General features: G+C 45.6%; 20 protein-coding genes and 1 tRNA gene. 4 read left to right on the top strand and 17 right to left on the bottom strand.

All coding sequences use genetic code 11. The features are described from left to right. Window positions 1–3: 3 nt before the first annotated feature. Together V3851_RS25975 and V3851_RS25970 are read left to right on the top strand one after the other, a co-directional pair. On the top strand, window positions 4–132 hold the full coding sequence (locus tag V3851_RS25975; RefSeq protein WP_331849320.1) for a DUF2642 domain-containing protein: 129 nt from the start codon (window positions 4–6) through the stop codon (window positions 130–132). 82 nt (window positions 133–214) lie between these two features. Beyond that, complete coding sequence (locus V3851_RS25970) at window positions 215–1111, top strand: manganese catalase family protein (protein ID WP_054943616.1); 897 nt, start codon at window positions 215–217, stop codon at window positions 1109–1111. A 133-nt stretch (window positions 1112–1244) separates the two neighbouring features. Here the strand turns inward: V3851_RS25970 and V3851_RS25965 are convergent, their stop codons facing one another. From V3851_RS25965 to V3851_RS25930, 8 genes are all read right to left on the bottom strand, one after another. Next, a complete protein-coding gene (locus tag V3851_RS25965) occupies window positions 1245–1691 on the bottom strand; it encodes a DUF6262 family protein (protein ID WP_107338591.1) in 447 nt (148 codons plus the stop codon). After that, complete coding sequence (locus V3851_RS25960; RefSeq protein ID WP_107338590.1) at window positions 1688–3319, bottom strand: tyrosine-type recombinase/integrase; 1632 nt, start codon at window positions 3317–3319, stop codon at window positions 1688–1690. Before V3851_RS25960 ends, V3851_RS25965 begins: the two co-directional genes overlap by 4 nt. Next, the gene (locus V3851_RS25955) at window positions 3312–4709 is read right to left on the bottom strand and encodes a tyrosine-type recombinase/integrase (RefSeq protein ID WP_054943613.1); all 1398 of its coding nucleotides are present in this window, start codon (window positions 4707–4709) and stop codon (window positions 3312–3314) included. The genes V3851_RS25960 and V3851_RS25955 overlap by 8 nt, the downstream gene beginning before the upstream one ends. Further along, entirely contained in the window at window positions 4706–5854 is a 1149-nt protein-coding gene (locus V3851_RS25950) for a tyrosine-type recombinase/integrase (RefSeq protein ID WP_331849319.1), read from the bottom strand. Before V3851_RS25950 ends, V3851_RS25955 begins: the two co-directional genes overlap by 4 nt. A gap of 214 nt (window positions 5855–6068) precedes the next feature. After that, window positions 6069–6353, bottom strand: coding sequence for a 30S ribosomal protein S18 (gene rpsR, locus V3851_RS25945; RefSeq protein ID WP_023559051.1), 285 nt, complete (start codon window positions 6351–6353; stop codon window positions 6069–6071). 342 nt (window positions 6354–6695) lie between these two features. Continuing rightward, window positions 6696–7175: a single-stranded DNA-binding protein gene (gene ssb / locus V3851_RS25940; RefSeq protein ID WP_331849318.1), complete on the bottom strand. Its 480-nt coding sequence runs from the start codon at window positions 7173–7175 to the stop codon at window positions 6696–6698. 44 nt (window positions 7176–7219) lie between these two features. Continuing rightward, on the bottom strand, window positions 7220–7504 hold the full coding sequence (rpsF, locus tag V3851_RS25935; protein ID WP_331849317.1) for a 30S ribosomal protein S6: 285 nt from the start codon (window positions 7502–7504) through the stop codon (window positions 7220–7222). Between the two features lie 111 nt (window positions 7505–7615). Next, complete coding sequence (locus V3851_RS25930; RefSeq protein WP_331849316.1) at window positions 7616–9127, bottom strand: RCC1 domain-containing protein; 1512 nt, start codon at window positions 9125–9127, stop codon at window positions 7616–7618. 130 nt (window positions 9128–9257) lie between these two features. Here V3851_RS25930 and V3851_RS25925 point away from each other — a divergent pair, with 130 nt between their 5' ends. After that, on the top strand, window positions 9258–9455 hold the full coding sequence (locus V3851_RS25925) for a YjzC family protein (protein WP_331849315.1): 198 nt from the start codon (window positions 9258–9260) through the stop codon (window positions 9453–9455). Between the two features lie 382 nt (window positions 9456–9837). Here the strand turns inward: V3851_RS25925 and V3851_RS25920 are convergent. The 4 genes from V3851_RS25920 to V3851_RS25905 form a co-directional block, all read right to left on the bottom strand. Beyond that, window positions 9838–9928, bottom strand: a tRNA-Ser gene (locus V3851_RS25920). Between the two features lie 69 nt (window positions 9929–9997). Then, window positions 9998–10243, bottom strand: coding sequence for a DUF951 domain-containing protein (locus V3851_RS25915; protein WP_331849314.1), 246 nt, complete (start codon window positions 10241–10243; stop codon window positions 9998–10000). Window positions 10244–10275: 32 nt separating this feature from the next. Beyond that, window positions 10276–11166, bottom strand: a complete 891-nt coding sequence (locus tag V3851_RS25910) for a mechanosensitive ion channel family protein (RefSeq protein ID WP_331849313.1) — start codon at window positions 11164–11166, stop codon at window positions 10276–10278. Beyond that, window positions 11163–11411, bottom strand: coding sequence for a DUF3343 domain-containing protein (locus V3851_RS25905; RefSeq protein ID WP_414859362.1), 249 nt, complete (start codon window positions 11409–11411; stop codon window positions 11163–11165). The genes V3851_RS25910 and V3851_RS25905 overlap by 4 nt, the downstream gene beginning before the upstream one ends. A gap of 206 nt (window positions 11412–11617) precedes the next feature. Here V3851_RS25905 and yyaC point away from each other — a divergent pair, with 206 nt between their 5' ends. After that, complete coding sequence (gene yyaC / locus V3851_RS25900; RefSeq protein ID WP_331849311.1) at window positions 11618–12229, top strand: spore protease YyaC; 612 nt, start codon at window positions 11618–11620, stop codon at window positions 12227–12229. Here yyaC and V3851_RS25895 read toward each other — a convergent pair. From V3851_RS25895 to noc, 5 genes are all read right to left on the bottom strand, one after another. After that, window positions 12201–12701 carry a DUF4446 family protein gene (locus V3851_RS25895; protein WP_331849310.1) on the bottom strand — a complete coding sequence of 167 codons (501 nt, stop codon included), beginning with the start codon at window positions 12699–12701 and terminating at the stop codon, window positions 12201–12203. The two genes, yyaC and V3851_RS25895, sit on opposite strands and share 29 nt — an antisense overlap. A 25-nt stretch (window positions 12702–12726) precedes the next feature. Then, the gene (locus V3851_RS25890) at window positions 12727–13890 is read right to left on the bottom strand and encodes an aminotransferase class V-fold PLP-dependent enzyme (RefSeq protein ID WP_331849309.1); all 1164 of its coding nucleotides are present in this window, start codon (window positions 13888–13890) and stop codon (window positions 12727–12729) included. A gap of 85 nt (window positions 13891–13975) precedes the next feature. Further along, a complete protein-coding gene (locus tag V3851_RS25885; protein WP_331849308.1) occupies window positions 13976–14815 on the bottom strand; it encodes a ParB/RepB/Spo0J family partition protein in 840 nt (279 codons plus the stop codon). Beyond that, window positions 14808–15569, bottom strand: coding sequence for a ParA family protein (locus V3851_RS25880; protein ID WP_331849307.1), 762 nt, complete (start codon window positions 15567–15569; stop codon window positions 14808–14810). The genes V3851_RS25885 and V3851_RS25880 overlap by 8 nt, the downstream gene beginning before the upstream one ends. Window positions 15570–15765: 196 nt before the next feature. Further along, on the bottom strand, window positions 15766–16584 hold the full coding sequence (gene noc / locus V3851_RS25875; protein WP_331849306.1) for a nucleoid occlusion protein: 819 nt from the start codon (window positions 16582–16584) through the stop codon (window positions 15766–15768). Window positions 16585–16831: the final 247 nt, after the last annotated feature.

The following is a 16831-nucleotide window of genomic DNA, read 5'->3' as shown; positions in this document are numbered from 1 at the left end:
GTTATTGAAACGTTTCGGGGCCCTGTTCGGGGTACGATAACCGACGTGAAACCGGATCATGTCTTGCTGCAAACAGACAATTCCTCATTTTTTCTGCGCACGCAGCAAATGATTTGGGTTATGCCCTCTTAGCGCTCCGGCGCGGCATGAGACAAACGTTCCCTGTCATAAAGATAATAAGAACTATTAATCTGATAAGGGGATGATGTCCGCCATGTTCAAGCGCATCAATCGATTGCCCATTGCATTGCCTGTTCCCAAACATCCGGACGCCAACGCCGCGGCGGCTGTGCAGGAACTATTAGGCGGCCGTTTCGGGGAGATGTCTACGTTGAATAATTATTTGGTCCAATCTTCGAATTTTCGCAGCAAAAAAAAGCTGAAGCCCTTTTATGAACTTGTGGCCAGCATTACGGCGGAGGAGGTTGGCCATGTGGAATTGGTGATGAATTCCATTAATTTATGCCTGTCCGGTTCCACATTTCCGGCAGATCCGGATGCGGCCCCTCTGCGCAACGGGCTTGACAAACGCAATACCTACCATTTTATTGCAACGGCTCAAACCTCGTTGCCCGGCGATTCGATGGGCAAAGCATGGAACGGTGATTATGTCTTTAACAGTGGCAATTTGGTACTCGATCTGCTTCATAACTTTTTTCTCGAATGCGGCGCCCGCACCCATAAGATGCGCGTGTACGAGATGACAGATCATCCTGTCGCCCGCGAAATGACGGGTTACTTGCTGGTCCGCGGGGGAGTTCATGTGCTTGCTTACGCGAAGGCGCTCGAAATCATGACCGGAGTCGACGTCAAAAAAATGCTCCCTATTCCCAATCTAGAGAATCGGGCATTTGATGCGACCCGCAAATACGAAGAACAGGGAATTCATCGAAAGTTATATACGTTTAGCGATTCAGACTATGAAGATATCGCTCAAATCTGGAAAGGATCCCACCCTTCCGACGGAGAGCGATTGGAAGTCGTCAGAGGAGTTCCCCAAGGAGGGGAAGTGCCCGATCTTGAAGAAGTGCCGGAAGAATTTGCTCCTGGCATCTCGAATGAGGATTTTATGCAGATTGCCCAACGGCTGCAAAAGCTCGCCGGATTGTAAGGTGTTGCGTTCCTATACGGGCAAGAGTTGCTGCTTACATATGGCATGTATACGAAACCTTTATTTATTTCTATTGGCCGTGCGCGACTCCCAGCGTGCGGCTCGTCACATAGTGGTGGTCAAGCACAACCCTTTATTGGAATGGTTTCAATTGTCTCTCCCTTAGTTCTTGAATTTTATTTTCTAAATATTCGATACGAGATTTTAGTTGTGCTTTCTCTATGACATGTTTTCTGCATATTTCCAGAAGTTTCTCGTTCTTTTCCTTCTCATTCTGAAGCGCCTGCTTAACTTTTTCATACCGATTCTCAAGCAATCTTTTACCGCTTGGTCTGGTTGACGTTTCGATTGCAGTAGCTGCAATTTTTTCTGCCCCTTTTTCAATTTCCATCTGCAGCAAAATGGCTTGATCACAGCGTTCCTTAAGATCAGGACGATTATAGATCGTCTTTCGCTCAATGCCAGCTTTTTTAGCAATCGCTGATATGGACAGTTTTTTCTTCCCTTTTCGGAGGTTTGTTATTGCTTGTTCGATACGCTCCAGTGTAACGAGTTTATTTTCTTTAGAAGGGTCACTCATGCCATTCCCTCCCATTCGCTTGGTGTGATATTGTAATCTGAATGATTATCAATTCCGGAATAATTCACCTGGGTTTCCAACTCATCAATAATTCCTACAAGGTATTTTTCAATTGTCTTTAACTTGTTCTCATAAAGGCCCCCAGCAGGTGCAGATGCCAATTCGCTACGAATTTTTTTCAACCGGCCTTTATGAACTTCAAGAAAGTCCGGAGTAGTCAAAAAATTGCGGCATCCTAAACATACCCCGTCGCCTTCACAAGGTTCATTTCGCATTGGATGGTGAAGACAAAGTCCATGTGACAAAATTTGAATCTTATGCGCTTTACGCAATTTATCAACTTGTTCGATGGTCTTTCCTTTGAATGGGTTATTTACTTTAAGCTTTTCTTTTATTTGAAGAGCCTGCTTACCAACAAGAACTGCGCCTTCATTGAATACTTTCGAGAACTTGTTCCTTACATCCTCTTGAAGCAGGTGTGTATAGTGCTGTGTACCTCTAATGGACTTGTGATTTAACAATTCCCGTATAGTTTCCAGAGAGGCCCCACCTTTTAAAGCATACGTAGCGCAAGCGTGGCGGAATGTATGAGATGAAAAATCAGCAATATCTCCATTTTTATATCGGAGATTGTGTTTTTGAAGCCAGGGTCTTAGAAAATTCTTTGACCAATTTGCATGGGAAACTATACACACGGGATATCCTTTGACATTACGTATTCGATTAAGAAATAAATACGGTAAGCCCGATTCTTTTCTTAACGGATCCGTGTATTTTTCAACTTTCGTAATGGCTTGTACGACAAGGGCATTCGCTGGTTTATACACCCTCGTAGGTTCGGCTTGCAGTTTACCGGTGTTGTATACTAATTTTGTTTCTCCGCCAATTGGCTCAATGGAGGCATTATACATCGTAATGATTTCGCTAATGCGAAGTCCAAGCTGCAATCCAACTACTACGCTAGCTGCAACAAGTATATTTTCGTCCATATCTAAATCACTTACTGCTTTACGCAATATCCGATCGATCAACTGTTCGTCCGATATTTTATCAATGTTTACTTGCTCTGCTTGCTTGGCATCCTTCTTTAACGCTTTGTTATTAATAATGAGCTCATTGTACATGCCCTGAACAAATCGAACATCTTTTGGAACATCCCAGCCTTTAATATTTCCCTTTAATAAGATTTCTTTTAACGCCAATGCACTTTTCTTGATTGAAACAGAGCTTATTGACTGACCACTTGTCTCGCTTTTCGCTTCAGGCAAATACGTAAAATACGTCTCCAATAAACTCTGATCAATTTCTGAAAACGACTCCACTTCCGGCGCATATTCTTTTATAAATTTAGAAAATCGAACAACACCGTCTAAATTTCGTTTGGCAGTTGAAAACTTGCCCGTGGTTAACTCATGATGCATAAACCATTTTATTACTTCTAGCATTTTGGGCTTATCAACAACAAATTCAAAATCAATCATAAGCCTCTTGCCAGACAAATGCTCTACATTAATAAATCCGTTAAAATCCCATACATTGTCTGAGAATTTACTATTACCGCAGCGGAAATCTAATTGGGGTATTAGGGGGTTGTAATCAAACAATTGAAGCTTTATACTTTCAACCACTCAGCATCGCCTCCAAACGCCCTATAATCGTTTCTAAGGCGTATTCAACAGTCTCAAGATGATTCGTCGTACCGATGTACTCCTGAGCCATATATGCCTCTCTGTTGGCTCTGAGACGATCCAAATGGTCTTTATGAATTGGTAAGTGTTCGGGAGTCGTGATAAACTTAGGACAGATCACGCACATATTAAATTTAGAGCATATCTTGCCCTCATTATTTATCGGCTTCTGACAAGCCCCATCAGGCAATGAAGCAGACAATAGCGTTTCCGTGTCGATTTTTTTTCCTTCTCCTATTTCCTTCTCACTGATTTCCTTGACTATCAAGCCGATAAATCCAAGCTTTTTATATTCGCTTTCAATTTTTGGATCTTTGACCTTTGCATATAAACTTGTAGAGTGTAATGATTCATGACCAAGATATTCTTGAATTTCAAACATACTCATACCCTTGTTTAGCATGTCCGTTCCAAGCGTATGCCTAAATGCGTGAAAGGTTAATGGGTATAATTCGCCATCGTTATCTCTGATATCATGCTTTTTGACAAACCGATAAAGTTTATCTCGAAATATTTTTTGGAGCAGTCTGGCATACCGTATATTCCGTTTTTGCCAGTAAAGACAAATGTAGTTTGTTGCAAGTTCTTTCCTGGCCACTTCTGAGTATTGTTCAAGTAGTTGAACTGCCCGTTTGACTCGATTTGATACGGGGATATATCTGTCAGCCTTATTTTTCGGAGAGAAAACATACAATACGGGTTTTCCTGTAAAATCTTCAGTTATACACCCCTCGGTTAGGTCCAAAACCTCTGAAAGCCTGATTCCCGAATCGATGCCGATCTCCACAATAGACTTCAAGAGGATGTTTTTCTCCTTTTTTAAAGCTATTTCAATCTGTTCCATTACATTATCGGGTATATACCTTGTCCTTAAAACATCATCTTGCTTAAGTGCTTGGTACTCATCTCCATCAAAAACCTGTCCCTCCGGAAAACCATCATACTCAAAAAACTGCCCATGTTCTATTACCCATTTTAGTGCAGACATAGCAACCGATCTTGTAGAGTTTGCTAATTGAATCTGTTGTAAATAATAAATATACATTTGAGTGATTTGGTGCGATAAATCGGCATAATCCATAATTTTCAAGTTGTATTCTTTCAGGAATTCAAAGAACCGTTTCAATGAATAATTATATCGATACAGTGTTTCGACACTCGGCTTCCCTAGACTCATGCATTCAATTGTTATTTGCTTATGTATTTTCTTGAACCATTTATTTGGCAAATATGAAAATTCAAAAGATAATTTATCACCATAACTCGATTGATACGGAACCTCCCATCTATCAGTTTTTGTATCAACTGTTGAAATATACGCTCTACTCAATTCAACTCCGCGCTCCTTCTCTGACGCATGAAGCTTTCATATGCCGTTGTTTTCGCTTCAAGCGACAAATGTTGATACTTACTCGTAGACTTAACATCATTATGACCTAACCTATCTTGGACATAACGCATATCAAATCCCGATTCGGTGAGTTCGGTTCCATGGGTGTGCCTAAGCATGTGAGAAGTGCATTTAATACCCACTTGTTCAGATAGCTTATTGAAGAGCTTTGTTATCGTATCGCGGATCATATATTGGCCAGGGCTGGTTTCATGATTCACAAATATCGTAAGATGTTTTCCATCATCAGGGCGATGATACAAGATATAATCCTCTATGGCAAAGACAATATCTCTGCTGACGGGTATTTCCCTTTCTAGTGATTTGATGTTGTGGTCTTTATGGTATAGTGGATCATGCTCTTTTACCTTTATAACCCCAACTTTTGTTTGAATCTCATAATCACCTATACGAAGACCTAGTGCCTCACTAATCCGGCAACCCGTTTCATAAAGAAATCTGAACAATAACTGATTTCGGGCATTCAAGCTCTCATCTGACTGTAACATCTCAAGTCCTTGATAGAGCTTTTCAACCTGTTCCCGAGTCAAACGCTTACCCTTAACTGATTTTTTCTCTTTAACTCGGAAGAAATTAAAACCCATATCTTTACGACTAACTTTCTGAACTAGGAAATGTCTGTTTTTTGAATCATCTTTATAAGTTAATGGGTTCTCCGTCACAAAGCCCCCAATCACTTCATAATATCGATAAAATGAGGCTATTGTTGCCATATACTTATTCTTTGTCTTTGCAGATTTCTCTTTGTCCGTTGTTCCGACTTTCGTTTTCAAATACTCAAGCCAAGAAAACATATCCGCTTTCCTAACCTCGTAAAATTTAAGCCCCACTTCGTTTAACCAAGTGAAATATTCCTTTAAGTCTCTACTATAACCTTCGATTGTGTTCTCAGAGTGCCCCTTCTCTTCTAAATAGTGAAGAAACAATGTTATTTCCTCGACAATGTTGTAGTCCTCATCCACAACTACTACATTTCGTTTTCCGGCCTCATTGAGAGTTTTTTCAATTTTCAGATTGCCCATATTCATCACCACCGAGATCAATCCTATATGATGTTTAGCCAATGTTTTCCCACTTTTACCGATCTTGAGTGTGTATATCATCCATCATCTATTATTATAGAGTTAATTGTCAATTATCATAGTTGAGTTCCGGAGTAAACTCAAGAAACAAAAGGAACGATTCGCACATGCAATGCTCTTCCGCCGCGGGTTCAATGAACTCTTTTGTGCTACCATAGAAAAAGGTGTGTTGCCATAAGGCCAACACACCTTTTTCCTAGATATTATCCGTTGTGTACGGAAGCAACGCTACCGCCCTAGCACGTTTAATTGCAACTGTTAATGCACGTTGATATTTTGCGCTTGTTCCAGTCACACGGCGAGGAAGAATCTTCCCACGTTCGCTAATGAACTTTTTAAGAACTTCCGTATTTTTGTAATCAATATGAGTAATTTTATTGACTGTAAAGTAGCAAACTTTTCTACGTTTACCTTTGCCACCTCTACGTGGAGCAAACTTTCTTTCACCACGTTCTTCGTCATTTCTTTGTGCAAATGCCATTGTTATTTTCTCGTTCCCTTCATTATTGCACATTGGTTAACGTGCCAAGTTTTTTCTGACTATCCTCTAGTTCAAAGTTGGGTATGGATAAGTCTTACGACTTACCCACACCCGACTTCTCACTACGGGGCTACACCCACATCTTGAAATAAGGATGGTCATCATCACTAGACTACATTGACGGTCATAACGTATTACACACTTTACTCAACATCGCGCGATCTTAATAAACCGTGGATGCTGGTCGTAAATGAAGATTACCATTACACAGTTAAAATGCTTTAAAACCCCTTGATTTTACTGAGGTCTTAAAGCATTTTCTGATCTCAGATGTTACGCTCTCTAAAATGGCAAATCGTCATCCGAAATATCGATCGGTTTCCCGTCATCGGAGAAAGGATCACTTTGATTGCCGCGCGAGAAATTGTTGCTGCGGCCGCTGTTGCCGCCGCCTCCGAAAGGAGCCTCCTCACGCTGTCCTCCGCCACCTGCTCCGCCTTCGCGGTTCGACTCCAAGAAACGGACATTATCGGCAATGACTTCGGTGACGTAAACACGTTTACCTTCGTTATTTTCATAATTCCGTACTTGAATACGTCCTTCCACAGCCGTCAAGCGACCCTTACGCAAGTAATTGGCGCAAGTCTCGGCAAGCTGTCTCCAGGTAACGACCGGGATGAAATCCGCTTCGCGTTCTCCGCTTTGCGATGTGAAGGGTCTGTCCACGGCAAGCGTAAACTGAGTCACCGCCACACCGGATGGCGTATAGCGCAGCTCCGGATCCCGGGTAAGACGTCCGATCAGAATGACACGGTTCAACAATCAAATCCCCTCCTTCGGGCATGTGTTCTTACAAAACAGGAAAATTAGGCTACGTCTTTCGTAATGAGATAACGGATAACCTCGTCGGAAATCTTCAGAATCCGTTCAAGTTCAGCAACTACTTCAGGAGTAGCCGTGAAGTTGACGAGCACGTAAATGCCGTCACGGACCTTGTTAATCTCATACGCAAGCCGGCGTTTGCCCAATACGTCTTGTTTGGTAATTTCACCGCCGTTTTGGATGATGCCTTGGAATTTGTCGACTGTAGCTTGAACAGCTTCTTGTTCAACGTCAGGACGAATAATGTACATCACTTCGTATTTGCGCATAATGGTTCACCTCCTTGTGGACTATGGCCCCCAGTTTCTTACGCTTGGGAGCAAGGAACGAGTCTAAACTCGCACCATAGTAGTATATCAAATCGGAAGCCGCCGCGCAAGCTACATTACTTTGACTCCGACTCCTTGTTGACCATACTCGTTTGTAGATCCCCATGCATACAATTTGCCGTTGCTGATCCAATAAATATTCCGGCTCGTATTTTCGATATAACTTACATTTTGATTCAGGTCACCAAGCGGTGCGTATGTGTTATAGCTCAGCATCTCATGGTTCTCCGTCAGCAGCAGCACGCCGTTCATGGTCAAAGAAATGGCCGTATAATTCAGCTTCTTGCCGGCCGCGGTCCAACCCGTTTGTTTGTTGTATCTAAGAGGTGTATCCGTAATGTTCGTAGGCTTGTCCATTGTAAAGGGAACCTTATAACCAAGCTGTCTCGCCGAATTGTCCCCGTATCCCCACAGTTCGCCGTTCTTATCCATCGCAATGATATACTCGTTATTCGTACTCGCCGCATCGAACTTTTTGATGTCCTTGAATCCGGCAATTTGTGCAGCTTGGGTGGTCTGACCCTCCACGATCGAATTGTCCCAGCTCCACAACGTTCCGTCTTTTTTCAGCACGTAGCCTTTCATATTGCTCATGGATACGGACACCGCATCGTTAATTAATATCTGTCTGTAATGATTATGGACAAATTCCCGCGCCTCATCGTTGGCCCATCCGACACCTCCCAATTGATAAACGTTCCCGGATGTGGACAAAAGCGCGACTCCGCGGTCATACGCGTTCATATCGGCGATCGGCTCGTCGAACAGAGTGATGCGGATCGGCGTTCCGGTAATGGTCTTGACGCCCAAATGGTTCAAATCGCCCCAACCATAGAGCTCTCCGTCCATTGTAATATATAAGGAAAACTTCTCCCCCGCCTCGATTTTTTTAATCGGTTTATCGGTTGCTATCAGCGTCGGCGGAAGCACCGGCATATCGCTTTCATTGATTTCGTGACTCGTGTTAATCCCCCAGCCGTAAAGCTTTCCGTCTTTTCCGAGAGCCAAGGCATGGTCTTCGCTTGCCGCAACGGATACAGGAGAAGGAACGGCTTTTATCTCAATAGGTTCTCTGGACACCGCCGCTTGGGGTCCGACGCCATAATTTGCAAAATTCACCGGTACGGGTTCTTGGTAACCCTCGCGATACTTTTCGAAGCGACTCGGCCATTCGTAACGATCCCGGAAATCCTGCAGGGAAGTGCCCGCCTGCGAGCCTCCTGGAACGGTCACGTAAACCCCCACGGCGTAGTTGTATTTGGAGTACCTGGATGACTTGAACACCTCTTCTTTAAAGGGAGGCGTAATCAAATGATAGTAACCCTCATTATTAACCTGTACCGTATTGGAATAAAAGGCATTTTCATCCTCGTCCCTTAACTCGATGATCACTGACGAAGCTTCAGCCAACCCTTCAATCAGGATGGAGTTGTCTCCATTTCGTTGTGCGAAAATTTCAATCTTTTCCCCAATCGCCTGAACCGGTTTAACCGATATAGGCAAAAGCGGAAAAATGAGCGTCATGACGATTATAAGGGCTAATCCCCTTATGCGCTTTCCCATATTCAAATCATCCTCCCCATCGTTTTATGTCTGTAAATAATTATCGGTACGAACCGGTACATGATTAAGTCCGCGTTACAAACAATATGCCTGATACCCGCGCTTTGAGGCGGAAAGGAGGAAGAAAAGAATGGGTGAACAAACGGAATTTGAAGAAGGGCAACGCGCTCCGAACCCCGGAGTTTATGTGGAGGTCGGCGAAGCGCGCAGCTTCCACACGCAAATCCAGAATCCGAAGCGGATTACAATGGAGCGCGGCGACACTTTTCCGGAGACGACCAATAAGAACCGGAAGTGGAAGAAGGCCGAAAAGGCCCGTGTGCACTAGCTTAAACTGCAGGTAAAAAAGAATTTATAAACCGGCGTATAGAACTTTGAATCATGCACATAATACAATCAGACGGCGTTGCCAAGAGAGGTGTGGTTCCGTTGGAGGTATCCGCTGGGCAACATCATTCAGGAGTCTTATTCACTTCATTTTAGAAGCCAAGATGCCGGGTTAAACGAAGACCCCTCTTCCTTAGTCCGGACCGCGTACGCGCCAAATCGACCGTTTCTTACCGTTGTGAGAGAAGAATTCCCAATAAGCGCGCCGTCAACCAGAAAGGACCCGCAAGGGTCCTTTTCTGTATGTATCTTGACTTGCTCTAAATACAAAAAAACCTTCCGCGTATTCACGCAGAAGGTTGTATTCTCATCATTAAAGGGAATGGCGGAGAGGGTGGGATTCGAACCCACGCACGCCTTGCGACGCCTAGTTGATTTCGAGTCAACCCCCTTGGGCCTCTTGGGTACCTCTCCGCAGCAAGCATTAATGATTATATCATGTTATTCTCAGGAATGCAATATCCACTTCTTAGTTTTTCGTACTTACTGATTAGCCGGGTTTGTCGGAGCCGATCCGCCCGGCTGTTCTTCATTTCCCGCAGCCGAGCGCAACACCTTGCGCATATTCTTTTCAAACTTCGCCCGGGGGACAAGCACACTGTGTTTGCAGCCCACGCATTTGATCCGGATATCCATCCCCATGCGGATGATTTCCATCTCGTTGCTGCCGCAGGGATGGTTTTTCTTCATTAAAACAATATCGCCCAATTGGAATGATTTCCGTTCCATGGCTTTTGCCCCCTATCCATCTGATTCTGTATCTAGCCTTCCTGTTTCGCGGCTTCCGTTGCCAGCCTCAACTCTTCTTCCTCTTCCAGCGCCTCTTTGGCATACATCTGAATTTCCCGCTCCACTTCCGACCTTACGCCCGGCGGGCATTCTACGGCGATCCGAATCACGTATTCGCTTGCGGTAAGCGACTGCACGCCCATGATGCTCGGAACCGCCGCCAGCTCTCTGCTTTCCTTCAGCTGCAGCATCGCTTTCTTCAGCATTTCCAGGGTCTCTTCCAGCTTTCTTGTATTGCTGAACGGCAGATCGACGACCGCGAGGGCGTTGCCCAGCGAGTAATTGGTTACATTCGTAATCATCCCGTTAGGAATGATGTGCACCTCGCCCGTCCAGCTAACGAGCCGGGTAGAGCGCAGGCCGATCATTTCTACCGTTCCTTTCAGCGATCCGGTCTGGATCACATCCCCCACCGCGAATTGATCCTCCAGGATAATGAAAAATCCGGTAATAACATCCTTCACCATGCTCTGGGCCCCAAACCCGATAGCCAGACCCACAACGCCGGCACCCGCAATCAGCGGACCAAGCTGAACGCCAAGCTCTCCCAAAATAAGCATAACCATAATAAAATTGCTTGTAATTGAAGTAACGTTTTTCAGCAGTTCGCCCACCGTGACAAACCTGCGGGGATTGACCTGCAACCGCCCCTTTTCCCGCCGTTCCAGCGAACGGTCGATGACGCGGTAAATTATTTTCACAAACAGACGGGTCAACAGGAAAATGACAATAATCCGGAGTCCCGAGAACATCACATTTTGCCACATCGCCGTATCGGTGAACCAATCCCAAACTCTATCCTTCCAGGTGACTGCCGCCTCGATCACTTCCTCGGTCGCTCCTTCCTTCAACCATCCATTCATCGCGATTCCTCCTCTAAGCTGATAGGATCATAGCCCTCTTCTCCCCGGCAAAATATTCCCCTTATTTCTACCGACTCGGATATGACAATCTCTCTCACTTTGCCGAAAGACCCGCGCGCAAACTGAATAGATAAGGCACAGCCGGCCGTAATCTCCTTGGGCGTCGGACACAAATCGATCTCCACTTCCGCATATTCGAGCAACATTTCCGCCCTAAGCGCCTGCTGCGTCGAGTCGAAGGCCATGACCAGCCAATCTTCGTTCAAGCCTTTCTCCCCCTTTTTGACCTTTGACGGACTTTATAGAGTGCTATAGGCATTTCATTTCTTACTCATTTCGTGACCTTAGCCCGAGTATATAAATTCAATTATTTCCATATACTAACTACTAATATCCGGAATCCATCCGGCAGACGCCGATCACAATCCTAGAATCAGGAAAGGAAGGTTCCATGTCGCAAATACAGCCTACCGAACCGGGACAAGAGATTCCCTATTTAAAAATATCCCACACTGAGCCCGGCATTCAATCCGTTCTTATTCATCGGTTGCTTCTGCATTTTGCCAAGGTGACGCCCGGTCAGGACCTGGTCGTGGTATGCATCGGTACTGACCGTTCCACCGGAGACTGCCTCGGTCCGCTCGTCGGCACATCCTTGGCAAAAATGAATACGTTCAACTATTTCCACTTGTACGGAACATTGGAAGAACCCGTGCATGCTATGAATTTAAAAGAAACGCTTGAAAAAATCAATCATACATTTCAAAGTCCTTTCATCATCGGGGTGGATGCCTGTCTCGGCCAAACATCCAGCGTCGGCTCCATCCAAATCGTACAGGGCCCTTTGCGCCCCGGTGCAGGCGTAAATAAAGAACTGCCGCCGGTCGGCGATATCCATGTCACGGGAATCGTCAATGTCGGCGGCTTTATGGAATATTTTGTATTGCAGAATACGCGTCTTAGTCTAGTTATGCGCCTTTCGGATATTATTTCCTCCAGCATCTATACCGCGATAAAGGAATGGAACCGCGGCTTCATTCCTCGTGCCCGGCGAGAGCAATAGCTTCGAGCTCTTCGGGCGAGAGCGCATGCGGCGACTCTCCTTTGGTTAAAGCCTTGGCGTAAACGTATGACCCGTCCCGGCTGTATAAGCCTGTAATCACGACACCGTTTTTCAGGTCGTCGACAAATGCGACGGAAAAGCTGAGTTCATTCCCCCGCTCTCCGAAAGCATTATAACGCTTGATTCCGACCTTTGCCTTTTGTTTAGGGAGCAAGGCACTGATTCTGCCAATTTGCTGCTGTTGTTCAGCTTGCGCGTCTTCGATTTTCCCCTGTCCGATCTTCAGGTCGATCAACAGGCTTTCCAAATCTTCAATCCCGGTGCCTTCCATCATTTGATTATACTTCCGACGCATTTTCCGCAGCTTGCTGCCTTGCATAAAATTCCAGATGATCAGCCACACAATGAATACGGCCAGTCCTCCTATAATCCATGCCAACTGATCGATGATAAGTTCATTCCACTCCCGCATGCTAGTTCTCTCCTATGTCCAAATATCACGTTGATCCTGATGCAATGATTCTTATAGCCGTAATGAGCGCGTCGGCATCCCCGTATGTCGTCGTATATCCGACACTGGCGCGTACCGCTCCTCCCTGTACAGTTCCTGCCGTCATATGTCCAAGCGGAGTACAATGATAACCCGCTCTCACAGCGATCCCGTATTTCCGGTCCAACTGAAAGGCTACCTCGGAGGCATCCAGACCTTGCACCGTAAACGCGACGATGCCGGTTCTCGGCTGCCCCGGTTCCGGTCCCAGCAAATGAAGACCCTTGGTCCCGCCAAGACCTTCCATTAGATGCTGCGTTAATGCCCATTCATGCCGGTATATTTCATCAACCCCCCGCTCAAGCACCTCGCTTACGCCGGCACCCAATCCGGCGATTCCCACCGTGTTGAGCGTGCCCGCTTCATAGCGGTCCGGCCGTACGGTCGGCATCTCAAGCGCTTCCGATTGACTGCCGGTACCGCCGTGCATCAACGGCTCCAGGTCTACATCCGGATGGATGTACAGGCCGCCTGTCCCCTGCGGACCGAGAAGTCCCTTATGGCCGGGAAAAGCCATTAAATCGACACCCAATTCCCGGACGTCGATCGGGTAGCCTCCGGCTGTCTGCGCGGCGTCGACGAGCATGAGCGCTTCATGCTCATGCGCCATCCGCGCGATCTCTTTAACGGGCAAAATGCTGCCTAACAGATTGGAGCTGTGCGAACATACAACCAGCCTCGTTTCAGGCCTGAACGTCTTCCGCAAATTCGTCAGATCGATATCGCCTCGCGGACCAATATCGATATAATCAACGGAAATTCCGCGAGTCCGCTTCAAATATTCCAACGGTCTTCTGACCGAATTATGTTCTACCATCGTGGCGATGACATGGTCCCCCGGCTTAAGACAGCCTTTAATCGCTAAGTTGAGCGCCTCGGTCGTATTCGAGGTGAAGACAATGTCATTCGGATTTTCAATATGAAACAGCCTGGCCAGGAGCATGCGAGTTTGAAAAAGCGTCCGGCCGGCCTTCAATGCCATACCATAACTGCCTCTACCTGAATTTGCCGACGGCCCGTTTAGTATATCCAACATGGCCTCCCCTACACCTGCCGGCTTTGGCCATGAGGTGGCGGCATGATCCAAATAAATAGCGGTTGGCTGCTTCATATTATTTACCCTCTTTTCCTTTCCGGCAACTTGTTTATTTTACCAGTTTCGGCATACTAGGTTCCAGAGTATTCCAGCACTGAACCTAACCCAGTATATCAAGCAGCCGTTGTAAATCCTGTTTACTGTAAAAATTAATTTCAATCTTCCCTTTATCCTTGTTCGACTTAATTTTCACCGTTGTTTTATAACGTTCCCGCAAACTTTCCTCCACTTCATCCATGTAAGGATCGCGCTTTTTATTTACGGGTTTGCTCTTTTCCTTTTTGTTCCGGTCCAATTGTTGAACCGCATCTTCCAATTCCCGCACATTCCATTCGTGGTCAATGCACTGTTTTGCCAATTGCTTAATTTTTGCGGAATCCTTGATACCGACCAAAGCTCTGGCATGTCCCATCGATAATGTTCCACGTGAAACATATTCTTTTACTTCATCCGGAAGAGACAACAATCTCAGAAAATTAGCGATATGGGAACGGGACTTGCCGACCTTTAAGGAAAGTTCTTCCTGCGTCAATTGAAACTGGTCCATCAGTCCCTGATACGCCACGGCGATTTCCATCGCATTCAGATTCTCACGCTGCAGGTTTTCTATCAAAGCAATTTCCATAACCTGCTGGTCCGAAAAAGGTCTTACTACCGCTGGGATCGTCGTGTTGCCGCAGTATTGCGAAGCCCGAAACCGCCGCTCCCCGGCAATAATCTCATAACCCTTTAAAACACTGCGTACGATAATCGGTTGAATTACCCCGTGCTGGCGGATCGATTCCGCCAACTCCCGAATCGCTTCTTCGTCAAATGTTTTTCTTGGCTGATAAGGATTGGCACGAAGCTGATTCAGTGGAATTTCGATTACCTTGTCGTCATCCTGAACGGAGAGCGACGGGATCAACGCATCCAAGCCTTTGCCCAGGCGTTTATTCATAAGAAACCACTTCCTTTGCCAACTCTAAATACACTTCGGCACCCTTTGATTTTGGATCGTACGTTATGATGGACTGACCGTGGGAAGGCGCTTCGCTAAGACGAACATTCCGGGGAATCACTGTTTTATATACTTTCTGCTGGAAATATTTCTTAACTTCTTCAATGACTTGAATCCCCAGGTTTGTACGGGCATCAAACATCGTCAACAATACCCCCTCAATTTGCAGGGAAGTATTCAGATGTTTTTGTACAAGCCGTACGGTATTGAGCAGTTGGCTTAATCCCTCGAGCGCATAATACTCGCATTGAATCGGGATCAGCACGGAATCCGCCGCAGTCAAGGAATTGATGGTCAATATCCCCAGCGACGGCGGGCAGTCGATCAAAATATAATCATATGAAGATTTGATCTGCTGCAAAGACTTCTTCAATCGAACCTCACGAGAGATCGTCGGAACCAATTCAATTTCCGCCCCTGCCAATTGAATCGTAGCCGGAATAATATCCAAGCCTTCAATTTCGGTATGCGATATCGCTTCTTTGGGATGGACTTCATTAATAAGTACATCATAGATGCAATTGGCTACATCCGCTTTATTAATTCCTACTCCACTGGTTGTGTTCCCCTGCGGGTCAATATCGATAAGAAGCACCTTTTTGCCGATCGATGCAAGTCCCGCCCCCAAATTGACGGAAGTCGTCGTTTTGCCGACGCCCCCTTTTTGGTTCGCTATGGCAATTATTTTAGACAATCCATTTCACCTCAATATAATAGAAGAATCTTTTTGTAGAATAATAATCATGTAGTCTTCGCCAAGTTGTGCTACAAAAAGACCACAGCGTTCCTGCCGCCTACCTCTTGCATTTCTTTGGGGTAAAGCGTCCGTTTGTTCAAAAAAGAAACTGACCTTTGCACCTCGCGGTTGCGGTCAGTATTCATTTATTTCATTATCGCTTTGGAATTTGAATCACGATTTCATAATGATCCTCATGATCTTTTTCCGCCGTTTTGATCGCCAGTCCGGAGCCGGATACCATATCGATCGATTGACGAATCGTATTCAGGGCCAGTCTGACATCCTTGGTAAAAGAAATCCGCTTGGAAGCCTTCTTATTCTTCGCCGTTTCTTTGTGGAAAGCAATGCGAGCTTCCGTTTGTTTCACATTCAATTCCTTGGTAATAATTTCATCCAGAACTTTAAGCTGGAGTTCTTCCGAATCCAGAGAAAGTAAGGCACGGGCATGGCGCTCCGTAATCTTCCGCTCCATAAGCGCCGTTTTGACCCCTTCAGGTAGGTGAAGCAGCCGGATTTTGTTTGCGATTGTCGACTGGCTCTTCCCCAGCCGCTGAGCTAAGCTCTCCTGGGTAAGCTGGTGCAAATCGATCAGATTCTGATAAGCCAGTGCTTCCTCAATCGCCGTAAGCCCCTCACGCTGCAGGTTTTCGATCAAAGCAATCGAAGCAGCCTGGGAATCGTTGAAATCCCGCAGGATGGCCGGGATCGTGTCCAGGCCCAACTTTTTAACCGCACGCCACCGCCGCTCCCCGGCGATGATTTCATACTTCTCATTGCGAAAACGGACGACAATCGGCTGGATAACCCCGTGAGTTCGAATCGTCTGGCACAGTTCATCAATCTTCTCGTCATCAAAAATAGTCCGGGGCTGATAGGGACTGCCAACGATATCCCCTACCGGAATTTGCTTAACTTCATCACTGTTACTACGTTCGGCTAAGCCAAACAATTTGGAAAATTGTTCTTTCATTCCGCGAATTACCACCTAATTTCATAGTGACATAAGGCATACCTTATAAACACATTCCCGCTGCGGAGATGTGATGAAACCGGACTGAAAGCCGTCCCAGCTTAAGGCAAGATCCCCTATGTATAAGGTTGTACATATGGATAACCCATCATTGAAGCTCATGCCACGTCAATGATTAACGATATATCTATTCTACCACTTTTTCCTCTATAATCCTATTCTCTTTATCCATGAATTTTAATATAAA

It is taken from the genome of Paenibacillus haidiansis, from assembly GCF_036553665.1.
Lineage (GTDB): Bacteria > Bacillota > Bacilli > Paenibacillales > Paenibacillaceae > Fontibacillus > Fontibacillus haidiansis.
Note: the sequence above shows the minus strand (reverse complement) of the source record. Positions and strands in the feature narration are given on the sequence as shown.

What these genes read in the sequence shown, in the direction of transcription:
- V3851_RS25970 (WP_054943616.1), top strand. Translation starts at nt 215, where the DNA reads ATGTTCAAGCGCATCAATCGATTGCCCATTGCATTGCCTGTTCCCAAA.
- V3851_RS25965 (WP_107338591.1), bottom strand. Translation starts at nt 1,691, where the DNA reads ATGAGTGACCCTTCTAAAGAAAATAAACTCGTTACACTGGAGCGTATC.
- rpsR (WP_023559051.1), bottom strand. Translation starts at nt 6,353, where the DNA reads ATGGCATTTGCACAAAGAAATGACGAAGAACGTGGTGAAAGAAAGTTT.
- rpsF (WP_331849317.1), bottom strand. Translation starts at nt 7,504, where the DNA reads ATGCGCAAATACGAAGTGATGTACATTATTCGTCCTGACGTTGAACAA.
- V3851_RS25930 (WP_331849316.1), bottom strand. Translation starts at nt 9,127, where the DNA reads ATGGGAAAGCGCATAAGGGGATTAGCCCTTATAATCGTCATGACGCTC.
- V3851_RS25925 (WP_331849315.1), top strand. Translation starts at nt 9,258, where the DNA reads ATGGGTGAACAAACGGAATTTGAAGAAGGGCAACGCGCTCCGAACCCC.
- V3851_RS25915 (WP_331849314.1), bottom strand. Translation starts at nt 10,243, where the DNA reads ATGGAACGGAAATCATTCCAATTGGGCGATATTGTTTTAATGAAGAAA.
- V3851_RS25910 (WP_331849313.1), bottom strand. Translation starts at nt 11,166, where the DNA reads ATGAATGGATGGTTGAAGGAAGGAGCGACCGAGGAAGTGATCGAGGCG.
- V3851_RS25905 (WP_414859362.1), bottom strand. Translation starts at nt 11,411, where the DNA reads ATGGCCTTCGACTCGACGCAGCAGGCGCTTAGGGCGGAAATGTTGCTC.
- yyaC (WP_331849311.1), top strand. Translation starts at nt 11,618, where the DNA reads ATGTCGCAAATACAGCCTACCGAACCGGGACAAGAGATTCCCTATTTA.
- V3851_RS25895 (WP_331849310.1), bottom strand. Translation starts at nt 12,701, where the DNA reads ATGCGGGAGTGGAATGAACTTATCATCGATCAGTTGGCATGGATTATA.
- V3851_RS25890 (WP_331849309.1), bottom strand. Translation starts at nt 13,890, where the DNA reads ATGAAGCAGCCAACCGCTATTTATTTGGATCATGCCGCCACCTCATGG.
- V3851_RS25885 (WP_331849308.1), bottom strand. Translation starts at nt 14,815, where the DNA reads ATGAATAAACGCCTGGGCAAAGGCTTGGATGCGTTGATCCCGTCGCTC.
- noc (WP_331849306.1), bottom strand. Translation starts at nt 16,584, where the DNA reads ATGAAAGAACAATTTTCCAAATTGTTTGGCTTAGCCGAACGTAGTAAC.